Source organism: Kitasatospora sp. NPDC033851 (assembly GCF_055576085.1).
The window spans coordinates 501548-516555 of sequence record NZ_JBVIRL010000001.1; the positions used below are offsets into that span (position 1 = coordinate 501548).

Consider the following 15008-nt stretch of genomic DNA (forward strand, 5'->3'; position numbering starts at 1 on the left):
GTCGGGTCGGTGTCATGACCGGCCGAGTTCGCTGTCGATGAGGTCGAAGAGTTCGTCGTCGCTGGCGCCGTCCATCCGGTCCTCGATGGAGGCGGCCACCCCGGCCGCCGTGCCGTCGCCGTCGGCCGGGGTGGCCGCCGGGTCGTCGAGGCGGCGCAGGAGCTCCCGGAGCCGCCCGGCCAGCCGTTCGCGGTCCGCCGGGTCGTCGGGGAGGCCGTCGAGGGCGCCTGCCAGGCGGTCCAGTTCGGCAAGGCCGGGGAGCGGGCCGGGTCCGGCGTCGGGGAGCAGTTCGGCGGCGAGGTGTGCGGCGATCGCGGCCGGGGTGGGGTGGTCGAAGAGCAGGGTGGCCGGCAGCGGGTGGCCGGTTGCGGCGCGCAGCCGGTTGCGCAGTTCCACCGCGGTCAGCGAGTCGAAGCCGACCTCCAGCAGGCCGCGTCCGGGCTCGACCGCGGCCGGGCCGCTGTGGCCGAGCACCAGGGCGGCGTGCGAGCGGACCAGGTCGAGCAGGACCCGGCCGCGCTGGGTCTCGTTGAGGGAGCCGAGGCGCTGCTTCAGGGCCTCGGGCCCGTCGGGGCCGGTGCCGGCCGCGGGGCCCGCGGCGCCGCGCCGGGCGGCGGGGCGCACCAGGCCGCGCAGCAGGGCGGGGACGCCGCCGGTGGCGGCCTGGGCGCGGACGGCCGCGGTGTCGAGCCGCAGCGGGAGGACGACCGGCTCGTCGAGGGTGCCGGCCGTGTCGAAGAGCGCCAGTCCCTGGGCCGGGTCGAAGGCGACGATCCCGCCCCGGGAGATCCGTCGCAGGTCGGCCTCGGTGAGCCCGCCGGTCATCCCGGTGCTGTTGGCCCACAGGCCCCAGGCGAGGGAGCGGCCGGGCAGCCCATCGGCGCGGCGCCGGTGGGCCAGGGCGTCGAGGAAGGCGTTGGCGGCGGCGTAGTTGCCCTGGCCCATGCCGCCGAAGATCCCGGCGATGGACGAGAACAGGACGAACTCGGACAGCTCCAGGCCGGCGGTGAGTTCGTGCAGGTTGATCGCCGCGTCCACCTTGGGGCGCAGGACGTGGTCCAGTCGCGCGGGCGTCATGGTGGCGACGACGCCGTCGGCCAGCACGCCCGCGGCGTGCACCACCCCGGTCAGTGGGTGCGTGGGGGGCAGGGCGGCCAGCAGGGCCGCGAGGGCGTCGCGGTCGGCGGCGTCGCAGGCGACGATCTCGGCGTGCGCGCCCAGGGCGGCGAGCTCGGCGAGGAGTTCCGCCGCGCCGTCGGCGGCGGGGCCGCTGCGGCTGGTCAGCAGCAGGTGCCGGACGCCGTGTTCGGCGGCGAGGTGGCGGGCGACGTGGGCGCCGATGGCGCCGGTGCCGCCGGTGATCAGGACGGTTCCGTCGCCGCCCCAGCCGGGCGTGCGCCCGGTGACGGCCAGCGGTACCCGGGCCAGCCGGGCGACGTGGACGGCTCCGGCCCGGATCGCGAGCTGGGGTTCCCCGGACGCGAGGGCTTCGGCGAGCAGCGCGGGCGGGTTCTCGTGGGCGTCCAGGTCCAGCAGGACGAAGCGGTCGGGGTTCTCGGTCTGCGCCGAGCGGACCAGGCCCCAGAGCGCGGCCAGGGCCGGGTCCGGGACGTCGTCGCCGGTCACCGGGACCGCGCCCGAGGTGACCAGGACCAGCTTGGCCCCGGCCAGCCGCTCCTCGGCCAGCCAGTCGCGCAGCAGGGCGAGGACCGTGCCGAGTCCGTCGTGGACCGCGTCACGGAGGGTGCCGGGCGGCGCGTACGGGGCCGAGGCGGGCGGGCAGGCGGCCAGCACCAGCCGGGGCGGTGGGGCGCCCGCGTCGAGCAGTGCGGACAGCGCGGCGAGGTCGGTGACCGTGCGGCCGGGGAGTGTCCCGGTGCCGAGCACGGTCCAGGGCTCCGGGTCGAAGGCGGTGCCGGCCGCCGTCGCGGCGCGCTCGGGCAGGGCCTGCCACTCGGGGCGGAACAGTTCCTCGTGGTGTCCGACGCGGGTGGCCTTGAAGCGGTCGCGCGAGACGGGCCGCAGGACCAGGGAGCGGGCCGAGAGCACCGGCCGCCCGGTGGTGTCGGTCACCTGTACGGCGACGGCGTCGCGGCCGGTCGGGGTCAGCCGCAGCCGGAGTTCGGCGGCCCCGGAGGCGTGCAGGCGCACCCCGTTCCAGGAGAACGGCAGCCAGCCCTGCGCGGGCCCCTTGAGGACGTCGAACACCAGTGAGTGCAGGGCGGCGTCCAGCAGGGCCGGGTGCAGGCCGAACGCGGCGGCGTCCGGCCGCTGCTCCTCGGGCAGGCTCGCGAGGGCGTACACCTCGTCGCCGAGCCGCCAGGCCGCGCGCAGGCCCTGGAACGCGGGGCCGTAGGCGAACCCGCCGCCCGCGAAGCGGTCGTACAGGCCCTCCGTGTCGAGGGGGACGGCTCCGGGCGGCGGCCAGGCCTCGGGGTCCGCCGGGTCGGCCGGGTCGGCCGGGTCCGCGGCTCCGGTGGAGCTGAGCAGGCCGCTCGCGTGCCGGGTCCAGGGGGCGTCGGGGCCGTCGTCGGCGGCCCGGGCGTGGACGCTCAGCGGACGGGTGCCGGCGGCGTCCGGGCTTCCGACGGTGAGCTGGAGTGCGACGGCTCCGCCCGCCGGGAGCACCAGCGGTGCCTCCAGGGTCAGTTCCTCGACCTGGTCGCAGCCGACCTGGTCGCCCGCGCGGACCGCGAGTTCCAGGAACGCGGTGGCGGGGAACAGCACCCCCTCGTAGACGCCGTGGTCGGCCAGCCAGGGGTGGCTGCGGACCGAGAACCTGCCGGTGAAGAGGAAGCCGTCGGAGTCCGCGAGTTCCGTTCCGGCGCCGAGCAGCGGGTGGCCGACCGCCTGAAGTCCGGCTGCGGGCAGTCCGGCCGCGGCCGGGCCGGCCTGCAGCCAGTAGCTGCCGCGCTGGAAGGCGTAGGTCGGCAGGTCGACGGCGGAGCCGGCCGGGCCGCCGGAGTGGACGGCGTCCCAGTCCACGGGGACGCCCGTGACGTGCAGCCGGGCCACGGCGGCCGTCGCCGCGGGTGCTTCAGGCCGGTCCTTGCGCAGCAGGGGCATCAGCACCGGGCTGCCGGTGGCGCCGGTCAGGCAGTCCTGGCCCATGGCGGTGAGCGCGCCGTCGGGTCCGAGTTCGAGGAACGCGGTGACGCCGTCGCGTTCCAGGTGGCGTACGCCGTCCTGGAAGCGGACGGTGCCGCGCACGTGCTCCACCCAGTAGTCCGGCGAGCCGAGCTGCTCGGCGGTGGCCGGCTCGCCCGTCAGGTCGGAGATCACCGGGACGGCGGCCTCCCCCGGGACGATCCGGGCCACGACCTCGCGGAACTCGGCGAGCATCGGCTCCATGAGGGGCGAGTGGAAGGCGTGGGAGACCCGCAGCCGCCGGGTCTTGCGGCCGCGCGCGGCGAGCACGGCGGCGATCTCGTCCACCGCCGCCGCGTCGCCGGAGACCACGGTCGAGGCCGGGCCGTTGACCGCGGCGAGGCCGACCTCGCCCTCACGGCCCGCGAGCAGTGGCAGCACCTCCTCCTCCCCGGCGGCGACGGCGACCATCGCGCCGCCCGTCGGGAGGGCCTGCATCAGCCGTCCCCGCGCGACCACCAGCGCCGCGGCGTCGGGCAGGGTGAAAACCCCGGCGACGTGGGCGGCGGCCAGCTCTCCCACGGAGTGGCCGAGCAGCCGGTCGGGGCGCACGCCCCAGTGCTCGACGAGGCGGAACAGGGCGACGCCGAGTGCGAACAGGGCGGGCTGGGCGTACTCGGTGCGGTCCAGCAGCCCGTGGCCGGGGTCGCCGGGGGCCGCGTCGATCACCTCCCGCAGCGGGCGGTCGAGCAGCGGATCGAGTTCCGCGCAGACCGCGTCGAAGGCGTCGGCGAAGACCGGGAACCGTGCGTACAGTCCGGCGCCCATGCCGGTGCGCTGGCTGCCCTGGCCGGGGAACAGGAAGGCGGTCTTCGCGGCCGGGCCGGTGATCCCGCGCACCAGGTCCGCCGACGGCTCGCCGGCGGCGAGGGCGGCGAGCGCCTGGAGCAGGGTCTGCCGGTCCGTGCCGGTGAGGGCGGCCCGGTGCTCGAAGGCGCTGCGGTTCAGCGCCAGGGAGCGGCCCACGTCCGCGACGGCGAGGGTCGGGGCATGCTCCATGTGCCGGAGCAGCCGGGCGGCCTGCTCCCGCAGCGCGTCCGCACCACGGGCGGAGAGCAGCCAGGGCAGGGCGGGCTCGGCGGGGGCGACGGGCGTGTCAGGGGGCGGCGCGGGGGCGGCGGCCGGGGCCGGTTCGGTGGGCTGTTCGAGGATGGTGTGGGCGTTGGTGCCGCTGACTCCGAACGACGACACCGCGGCCCGCCGGGGGCGGCCGGTCTCCGGCCACGGGGTGTCGTCGGTGAGCAGCCGGACCGCGCCGGCCGACCAGTCGACGTGGGGTGTCGGCGCGTCGACGTGCAGGGTGCGCGGCAGCGCCCCGTGCCGCATGGCCTGCACCATCTTGATGATGCCTGCGACGCCGGCGGCGGCCTGGCTGTGTCCGATGTTCGACTTCAGCGACCCCAGCAACAGCGGCTGCTGCGCGCCGCGTTCCCGGCCGTACGTGGCCAGGAGCGCCTGGGCCTCGATCGGGTCGCCCAGCCGGGTCCCGGTGCCGTGCGCCTCCACCGCGTCGACCTCGGAAGCGGTCAGTCCGGCGTCGGCGAGGGCCGCCCGGATGACCCGCTGCTGGGAGGGGCCGTTGGGGGCGGTCAGGCCGTTGCTGGCGCCGTCCTGGTTGACGGCGGAGCCGCGAACGAGGGCGAGCACCGGGTGGCCGTTGCGCCGGGCGTCCGAGAGGCGTTCCAGGACGAGCAGTCCGGCGCCCTCTGCCCAGGAGGTGCCGTCGGCGGCGGCGGCGAACGGTTTGCAGCGGCCGTCTTCGGCGAGCACCCGTTGCCGGCTGAACTCCACGAACGCGCCCGGTGTCGACATCACGGTCACCCCGCCGGCGAGCGCCAGCGAGCATTCGCCGGCCCGCAGCGACCGGGCCGCGAGGTGGACCGCGACCAGCGACGAGGAGCACGCCGTGTCGACGGTCACCGCGGGCCCTTCGAGGCCGAGGCTGTAGGAGATCCGCCCGGACGCCACGCTGCCCGCGCTGCCGATGCCGAGGTAGCCCTCGAGCTCTTCGGAGGGTTCGGTGACGCGCGACCCGTAGTCGTGGTGGCTGCATCCGACGAAGACGCCGCTCGCGCTGCCCTTGAGGGAGAGCGGGTCGATGCCGGCCCGCTCGAACGCCTCCCAGGAGAGTTCGAGCAGCAGCCGCTGCTGGGGGTCGATGGTCAGCGCCTCGCGCGGGGAGATCCCGAAGAAGGCCGGGTCGAAGCGGTCGGCGTCGTGCAGGAAGCCGCCTTCCCGCGCGTAGGTGCTGCCGACCCGGTCCGGGTCCGGGTCGTAGAGGCCGTCCAGGTCCCAGCCCCGTCCGGTGGGGAAGCCGGTGATCGCGTCCCGTCCGCCCGCGACGAGCTCCCACAGCTCCTCGGGGGTGCTGACGCCGCCGGGGTAGCGGCAGCTCATGGCGACCACGGCGATCGCCTCGTCCTCGGGCACCGCGGCGGCCGCGGGCGGCCGCCCGGGGGCGTCGGGTGCCTCGGTGGCGGGCGCCCCCGGCAGTTCGGCGCGCAGGTGTCCGGCCAGGGTGGTGGCCGTGGGGTAGTCGAAGGCCAGGGTCACCGACAGGCGCAGGCCGGTGGCCGCGGCGAGCCGGTTGCGCAGTTCGACGGCGGTCAGCGAGTCGAAGCCGATGTCCTTGAACGCCTGGTCGGGTCCCACCGCCTCGGGCCCGGGGTGGCCGAGCACGGCGGCGACCTCGCGGCGGACCAGGTCCAGCAGGGCCCGGTCGCGTTCCGCCGGGGGCAGTGCGGCGAGCCGCAGGGCCGGCGGCTCGGCGCCGTCGGCGCTGCCCCGGGACCCGGCCGCGGCGGCGAGCGCTTCCCGCACCTCGGGCAGGTCCCCGAGGGCGGCGCTGGGCCGGAGCGCGGTGAACGCCCGGGTGAAGCGGTCCCAGGCGAAGTCGGCGACGAGGACGGCCGTGTCGTCGTGGTCGAGGGCCTGGTGCAGCGCGGTGGTGGCCACGGCGGGGTCCATGGCGGGCAGGCCGTCGCGGATCAGCCGTTCGGCGACCGCTCCGGAGGCCAGGCTCTCGCCGCCCCACAGGCCCCAGGCCACCGAGGTGCCGGGCAGTCCGAGGTCGCGGCGCTGCCGGGCCAGGGCGTCGAGGTAGGCGTTGGCGGCGGCGTAGCTGCCCTGGCCGGTGCCGCCGAGGGTGCCGGCGAGAGAGGAGAACAGCACGAAGGCGGTCAGGTCGAGTCCCCGGGTGAGCGCGTCGAGGTTGCGTGCGCCGTCGAGCTTGGGGCGCAGGACGCCGGCCGCGCGTTCGGGGGTGATGGAATCGATCACCCCGTCGTCGAGGACGCCCGCGGTGTGCAGGACGGCGCGCAGCGGGCGCTCGGCCGGAATGCCGGCGAGCAGTTCCGCCAGTGCGTCGCGGTCGGCGACGTCGCAGGCCACCGCGGTGGCGTCGGCGCCGAGTCCGCGCAGTTCGGCGAGCAGGGCGTCGGCTCCCGGGGCCTGTGCGCCGCGCCGGCTGGTGAGCAGCAGGTGCGCGGTGCCGGTGCGGGCGAGCCGGCGGGCGATCTGGGCGCCAAGGCCGCCGGTGCCGCCGGTGATCAGGACGGTGCCCTCGGGTGTCCAGTCGCGTGCGGGGGCGGTGTCGCCGAGTCCGGCGTGGACGACCCTGCGGCCGTAGACGCCGGTGGCGCGCACCGCCAGCTGGTCCTCGCCGTCGGGGTTGGTCAGGGCTTCGGCGAGCCGGGTCGCGGCCCGGTCGTCGAGCCGTCGCGGCAGGTCGACCAGGCCGGCCCAGCGCTGCGGGTACTCGACGCCGGCGACCCCGCCGAGGCCCCAGGCCAGGGCTTGGAGGGTGCTGTCGATCCGGTCGGAGCGGCCGACCGACACCGCGCCCCGGGTGGCGCTCCAGAGCGGGGCGTCGGTGCCGAGGTCGCCCAGGGCCTGGAGGAGCGCGACGGTCAGGGTGAGGCCGAGGGGGAGCGCCGATCCGTCGCCGTGCGGTTCCTCGGCCAGGGCGAGCAGCGACAGGATTCCGGCGGGCGGCCCGTCGGCGCGGTCGTGGGCGTCGCGGAGCAGTGCGGCGAACCGCGTCCGGTCGGTCGCGTCGTGGCCGGCCTCGACCAGGACGGGGGTGGCGCCGTGTCCGCGCAGGGTGTCCGCGGCGAACGCGACGGCCGGGTCGTCGGCGGCGACGGCCGGGGCGACGAGGAGCCAGCTGCCTGTGAGCCGGGGCCGCTCGGGTGCCGGCAGGGGCTTCCAGGCGACCCGGTAGCGCCAGCTGTCGGCGGTCCGGTCGTCGGCGCGGCCGCGCGCCCACTCGGCGAGGGTGGGCACCAGGGAGGCGAGGGAGACCCGCAGCTCTTCGTCCTCGACCTGCAGGGTGGTGGCGAGGGCGTCCAGGTCCGCGCGGTCGACCGCCGCCCAGAAGCCGGAGTCGGCCGGGCCGGCGCCGGTCGCGGCGTCGGCGGGCCGGCCGGGGGTGGCGTCCAGCCAGTAGCGCTGCTGCTGGAAGGCGTAGGTGGGCAGGGGCCGCTTGCGCGCGCCGGTTCCGGCGAACACCGCGTCCCAGTCCACCGGCAGTCCGCGGACCTGGACCTCGGTGAGCGCGGCGAGGAAGCGGCCGGGGCCGCCCTCGGTGCGGCGCAGGGTGCCGACGACGGCCCCGTCGCCGACCCCGGCCGCCTCGACGGCCTCCTGGATCCAGACGGTCAGCGCGGGGTGGGTGCTGCACTCGACGAAGGTGTGGTGCCCGTCGGCGACGAGCGCGTCGAGCGCCCGGCCGAACTCCACCGGCCGGCGCAGGTTCTCGTACCAGTACGCGGCGTCCAGGTCCAGGGTGTCCACGGGGCCGCCGCTGACCGTCGAGTAGAACGGGACGGCGGAGGTCCGCGGCGCGATGCCGCCGAGCAGGGCGAGCAGTTCCTCGCGGAGCTCCTCCACCTGGGGCGAGTGTCCGGCGAAGTCCACGCCGGGGACCGGCCAGGCCAGGACGCCCGCCTCGGCGTACTGCTCGCGCAGCCGTTCCAGTGCAGCCGGGTCGCCGGAGACCGTCACCGACGTCGGCCCGTTGACCGCGGCAACGTCGAGTGCCCCGTCGTGGGCGGACAGTGCCTCGCGCACGGCTTCGACCGGCTGCGGCACGAACAGCATGCCGCCGCGTCCGGTCAGGGCCAGCAGGGCCCGGCTGCGCAGGGCGACGATCCGGGCCGCGTCGTCCAGCGAGAGCGCGCCGGCCACGCAGGCGGCGGCGATCTCGCCCTGGGAGTGGCCGACCACGGCGTCGGGGACGATCCCGTGCGCCCGCCACAGCTCGGCCAGCGACACCATCACCGCCCACAGCACCGGCTGCACCACGTCCACCCGGTCGAGCGGGGGCGCGTCGGGCGCGTCGCGCAGGACCGCGAGCAGCGACCACTCCAGGTGCGGGGCGAGGGCGCGTTCGCACGCCGCGATCCGGTCGGCGAAGGCCGGGGCGTGGTCGAGCAGTTCCCGGGCCATGCCGGCCCACTGGGTTCCCTGGCCGGGGAAGACGAAGACGGTCCTGGCCGACCGGGCGACGATGCCTTGGACCAGGCCGGGTGCGCGCTCTCCGGCGGCCAGCGCGGCCAGGCCGCCCAGCAGGGTCGCCCGGTCGCCGCCGACGACGGCCGCGCGGTGCTCGAAGGCGGTCCTGGTGGTGGCCAGCGAGTAGCCGACGTCGGCGGACGGCAGCTCCGGCCGCTCCGTCAGGTACGCGTGCAGCCGCTCCGCCTGGGCCTTCACCGCCTCGGCGGTCCGCCCGGACAGGACCCACGGGACGGCGGCGGGTGCGGGCCCGGCGGGCAGGGCGGGTGCGGGCCCGGCGGGCGGCTGTTCGATGACGACGTGGGCGTTGGTGCCGCTCAGGCCGAACGAGGACACTCCGGCCCGGCGCGGCCGGCCGGTCTCGGGCCAGGGGGTGGCCTCGGTCAGCAGGGCGACGGCGCCCGCCGTCCAGTCGACGTTCGGGGTCGGCCGGTCGATGTGCAGGGTGCGCGGCAGTTCGCCGTGCCCCATGGCCAGCACCATCTTGATGATGCCGCCGACGCCGGCGGCGGCCTGGGTGTGCCCGATGTTCGACTTCAGCGACCCGAGCCACACCGGCCGGTCGGCCGGCCGGTCCTGGCCATAGATGGCCAGCAGCGCGTCGGCCTCGATCGGGTCGCCCAGCCGGGTGCCGGTGCCGTGCGCCTCGACGGCGTCCACGTCGGCGGCCGACAGCCGGGCGTTCGCCAGCGCGTCGCGGATCACCCGCTGCTGGGCCAGGCCGCTGGGCGCGGTCAGTCCGTTGCTCGCGCCGTCCTGGTTGATCGCCGAGCCGCGCAGTACCGCGAGTACCGGGTGGCCGTTGCGGCGGGCGTCCGAGAGACGTTCCAGGAGCAGCAGGCCCACGCCCTCTGCCATGCCGAAGCCGTCCGCCGCGGCGGCGAAGGACTTGCAGCGCCCGTCCTCGGCAAGCCCGCGCTGCCGGCTGAAGCCGGTGAACGACAGCGGGGTTCCCATCACCGTGGCGCCGCCCGCCAGGGCCAGCGTGCACTCGCCCGAGCGCAGCGACTGCGCGGCGAGGTGGACCGCCACCAGTGACGAGGAGCAGGCCGTGTCCACGGTCACGGCGGGCCCCTGGAGGCCGAGCTGGTAGGCGACCCGCCCGGACAGGACGCTGGTGGAGATGCCCGCGATGAACAGGCCCTCCAGTTCCTCGGGGATGTCGCGCAGGGTGCCGCCGTAGCCCTGGTAGGAGGCGCCGGCGAAGACGCCGGTCGGGGTGCCGCGCAGGGTGGACGGGTCGATGCCGGCGCGCTCGATCGCCTCCCAAGAGGTTTCGAGCAGCAGTCGCTGCTGCGGGTCCATGGCGAGGGCCTCGCGCGGGGAGATCCCGAAGAACCCGGGGTCGAAGCGGTCCGCGTCCCTGACGAATCCGCCCGCGGCAGCGTAGCTCCGGCCGGGCCGGTCGGGGTCCGCGTCGTACAGCGTGTCGAGGTCCCAGCCCCGGTCGGACGGCAGCCCGGAGACGGCGTCGTGCCCGTCCGCGACCAGGCGCCACAGGTCCTCGGGGGTGCGGACGCCGCCGGGGTAGCGGCAGCTCATGGCGACGATCACGATGGGGTCGTCGTCGGCGGCGGGTAGCGCCGTCGGGGGCTGCCGGACGGTGGCGGGCTCCTCGGCGGCACCCAGCAGGCCGGTCTCCAGGCGTCCGGCGAGCGCGGTCGCCGACGAGTAGTCGAAGACGACGGTGACCGGGAGCCGCAGGCCGGTGGCGGCGTTGAGTCGGTTGCGCATGTCCACGGCGGTCAGGGAGTCGAAGCCCAGCTCGCGGAAGGCGCGGCCGGGGGCGACCGCGTCCGGCGAGTCGTGGCCGAGGACGGCGGCCGCGTGGGTCCGGACCAGCTCGACCAGCACCCGGGTCCGCTCGGCCGCCGGGAGCGGCGCCAGCCGGTCGCGAAGCGCCGAGGGGGTCCCCCCGGCACCGGTCCCGCCGGTCTCCGGTCCGGCGGCCAGCGCGCTGCGCACCTCGGGGAGTTCCCCGATCAGCGGGCTGGGGCGCGCCGAGGTGAAGACCGTCGCGAAGCGGTCCCAGTCGATGTCGGCGACCACGACCACCGTCTCGTCGTGGTCCAGGACCTGCTGGAGCCCGGTGATCGCGACCGCGGGCGGCATGAAGAGCACGCCGTGGCCGCGCAGGGTCTCCTCCGCCAGTTCGGCCGCCATCCCGCCGGCCCCGCCCTCGGGGCTCCAGATGCCCCACACCACGGAGGTCGCGGCGAGGCCGCGGCGCCTGCGGTCCTCGGCGAGGCCGTCGAGGTAGGCGTTGGCGGCGGCGTAGGCGCCGTGGACGGCGCTGCCCCACACCCCGGAGATGGAGGAGAACAGCACGAACGCGTCGAGGGTGTCCCGGTCGAAGAGCAGGTCCAGGTTCCGGGCCCCGCCGACCTTGGCGTGCAGAGTGTCGGCGAACTCGTCCGCGTCGGTGTCGGGCAGTGGCACCAGCAGCCCGGCCCCCGCGGCGTGGAAGACGGTGCTGATCCGGTGGCCGTCCTGTTCGAGGCCGTCCTTCAACGCACGCAGGGCCTGAAGGTCGGCGACGTCGCACGAGGCCAGGGTGGCCCGGGTGCCGAGCGCGGCCAGTTCCTCGGCGAGCTCCGGCGCACCCGGCGTGTCCGGGCCGCGCCGGCTGACCAGCACCAGGTGCCCGGCTCCCCGCCGGGCCAGCCAGCGCGCGATCTGCGCGCCGATCCCGCCGGTACCGCCGGTGATCAGCACGGTGCCCCCGGGCCGCCAGCTCCGCCGCGGCGCGGTGTCGCCCAGGGCGGACCGGACCAGCCGCCGGCCGTGGCAGCCGGTGGCCCGGACGGCCACCTGGTCCTCGTCCCCGGCCTGGCCGGCCAGCACCCGGCACAGCCGCCCGGCGGTGTCCGGGTCCAGGACCTCCGGGAGGTCGACCAGACCGCCCCAGCGCTGCGGGAACTCCAGCGCGGCGACCCGGCCCAGGCCCCAGAGCAGGTTCTGCGCGGCGCTGACCCCGCTCCCGGTGTCCGTGCCCCCGACCGACACCGCGCCCCGGGTCGCCCACCACAGGGGCGCGCCGATCCCTGCGTCGCCGAGGGCCTGCACCAGGGCCAGGTTGAGCGCGGTGCCCAGCGGGACGGAGGGGTGTTCCGGGTGCGGGCGCTCGTCGAGGCCCAGCAGCGACAGCACTCCCGTCACCGGTCCTGGCAGCGCGTCGAGGGACGCGCGCACCCGGTCGGCCAGCACGGCGCGGTCGGCCGCCGCCTCGGTGATCCGTATGTGGACCACCGAGGCCCCGGCCTGCTCCATGGCGTGGACGGTCGCCTCCGACCGGCGTGCCCCGTCCTCGGACTGGCCGTCCGACGACAGCACGAGCCAGCTGCCGTCCAATGCGACCGCCGGGCCCTCGGGCAGGGCCCGCCAGGTCACGCGGTAGCGCCAGGAGTCGACCACCGAACGCTCGGTGCGCTCGGTGCGCCAGCTGGCGAGCGCGGGGAGCACCACGTTCAGCGGGTCCTCGGGCGCCACCCCGAGGGCGGTGGTGAACCGGTCCAGGTCACCCCCGCCCAGGGCCTCCCAGAAGTCGTCGCCCGCCGCGGACGGACCGGACGGACCGCCCGCCGCAGGGCCGGTGTCTTCCAGCCAGTACGGGCGGCGCTGGAAAGCGTAGGTGGGCAGGGAGACGCCGCCCGGACGGTGTCCGGCGAACACCCGGTCCCAGTCGGGCAGCAGGCCGCCCACGTGGGCCTCTCCCAGGGACGTCAGGAAGCGGTCGAGGCCGCTCTCGCCGCGCCGCAGCGTGCCCACGACCACGGCGGGGCCCTGCGCGGAACCGGCGGTGTCGGCCGCGTCGGCGGTCTGCTGGACACCGAAGGTGAGCACGGGGTGCGGGCTGGACTCGACGAAGAACCGGAAGCCCTCCCCCAGCAACGCCTCCGTGGCCTGCCCGAACTCCACCGTCTCCCGCAGGTTCCGGTACCAGTACTCGGTGTCGAGGAACTTCGTGTCCAGCCAGCCGCCCGTCACCGTCGAGAAGAACGGCACCCCGCCCGAGACGGGCACAATGCCGTCCAGGTCGGCGAGCAGCTGCTCGCGGACCTCCTCCACATGCGCGGAGTGCGACGCGTAGTCGACCTCGATCAACCGCGCCCGCACCCCCTCCCCCACCAGAGCCTCCACCAACGCGGCGACCGCGTCCGCGTCACCCGACACCACCGTCGACGACGGACCGTTCACCGCCGCCACCGACAACCGGCCCGCGATCCGCTCCCGCACCGCCTCGACCGGCAGGGGCACCGACGCCATCCCGCCACGGCCCGCCAACGCCCCCACCGCACGGGAACGCAGCGCAACCACCCGCGCCCCGTCGTCGATGCTCAGACCGCCCGCCACCACGGCCGCGGCGATCTCGCCCTGCGAGTGGCCGACCACCGCGTCCGGAACAACACCGAACGAACGCCACACCTCCGCCAGCGACACCATCACCGCCCACAGCACCGGCTGCACCACATCCACCCGCGCCAACAGCGCCTCCGAACCCAACGCCTCCACCAACGACCAGTCCACGTAAGGCGCCAGCGCCTGCCCGCACTCCGCCATCCGCCCCGCGAACACAGCCGACCCGGCCAGCAGCTCCGCGGCCATCCCCACCCACTGCGAACCCTGACCCGGGAACACCAGCGCCACCCGACCGGACGACACACCGTCGCCCCGCACCAGGCCCGGCACCGAGTGGCCCTCCGCCAGCGCCTTCACGCCGTCGAGCAGTCGGTCCGGGTCGGTGCCCACCACCACGGCGCGCCGTTCGAAGGCGGTCCGCGTGAGGGCGAGGGCGCGGCCGGTGTCGGCGGCCCGCAGGGGTGCGGGACCGGCGCTCAGGTGTGCCAGCAGCCGGGCCGCCTGGTCGCGCAGCGCCTCGTCGGTACGCCCCGACAGCACCCAGGGCAGCGGGTACGCATCGCCGTCGGCCGCAGTGTCGGCCGCCGGTCCGGCTTCCTCCGCCGGGGCCTGTTCCAGGATCAGATGGGCGTTGGTGCCGCTGACGCCGAAGGCGGACACCCCGGCCCGGCGCGGGCGTCCCGTGTCGTCCCAGACGCGGGCCTCGGAGAGGATTTCCACGGCTCCCGACGACCAGTCCACCATGGGCGTCGGCCGGTCCGCGTGCAGGGTCCTGGGCAGTTCGCCGTGCTCGATCGCCAGCACCATCTTGATGACGCCGCCCACTCCGGCCGCCGCCGAGGTGTGGCCGATGTTCGACTTCAACGAGCCCAGCCACAAAGGCCGTTCGGCGGGCCGCCGCTGACCGTACGTGGCCAGCAGCGCCTGCGCCTCGATGGGGTCGCCGAGGGTGGTGCCGGTGCCGTGCGCCTCCACCGCGTCCACTTCGGACGCCGACAGGCCCGCGTCCGCGAGCGCCGCCCGGATCACCCGCTGCTGTGCCGGGCCGCTGGGCGCCGTCAGGCCGTTGCTCGCACCGTCCTGGTTCGTGGCCGAACCCCGGATGACGGCCAGCACCGGGTGCCCGTTGCGCCGCGCGTCCGACAGCCGTTCCAGCAGCAGGACGCCGGCGCCCTCGGACCAACCGGTTCCGTCCGCGTCGGCCCCGAACGCCTTGCAGCGGCCGTCGGCCGACAGTGCCCGCTGGCGGCTGAACGCCACGAACGCGTCGGGGGTCGCCATCACCGACACCCCGCCGGCCAGGGCCAGCGTGCAGTCGCCGGCCCGCAGGGCCCGGATCGCCAGGTGCAGGGCGACCAGAGAAGAGGAGCAGGCCGTGTCCACGGTCACCGCGGGCCCTTCCAGGCCCAGGGTGTAGGCGATCCGGCCGGAGACCACACTGCTCGCGGTCCCGGTGTCCAACAGGCCCTGGACCTCGGGGAGGTGGCGCGAACCCGCGCCGTAGCCGTTGCCGATCGCCCCGAGGAAGACACCCGTGCCGGTGCGCCGCAGCGTGCGGGGGTCGATCGTGGCCCGCTCGACCGCCTCCCAGGCGGTCTCCAGTGCCAGCCGCTGCTGGGGGTCCATGGCCAGGGCCTCGCGCGGCGAGATGCCGAAGAACTCCGCGTCGAACTCGGCGGCGTCGTGGAGGAAGCCGCCGTGCCGGGTGTAGGAGGTACCGGGCCGCTCGGGGTCCGGGTCGTAGAGGCCCTCCAGGTCCCAGCCGCGGTTGACCGGCCAGGCGGAGACCGCGTCGGCGCCCCGGGAGACCAGGTCCCACAGCAGTTCCGGCGTGTCGGTGCCGCCGGGATAGCGGCAGGCCATGGAGACGACGGCGATCGGTTCGTGGCGGGCCTGCTCGGCCTCGCGCAGCTGCCTCCGGGTGTCACCGAGGTCTGCGGTGGCGCGCCTGAGGTAGTCGAGCAGCTTCTTGTCGTCGGACATCAGTG

At 76.2% G+C, this 15008-nt stretch carries 1 protein-coding gene; it reads right to left on the reverse strand.

Annotation, left to right across the window (positions count from 1 at the left end):
- Positions 1-12 precede the first annotated feature (12 nt).
- The gene (locus tag ACZ51D_RS01970; protein WP_465660826.1) at positions 13-15003 is read right to left on the reverse strand and encodes a type I polyketide synthase; all 14991 of its coding nucleotides are present in this window, start codon (positions 15001-15003) and stop codon (positions 13-15) included.
- Between the last annotated feature and the right edge of the window lie 5 nt (positions 15004-15008).

What these genes read in the sequence shown, in the direction of transcription:
- ACZ51D_RS01970 (WP_465660826.1), bottom strand. Translation starts at nt 15,003, where the DNA reads ATGTCCGACGACAAGAAGCTGCTCGACTACCTCAGGCGCGCCACCGCA.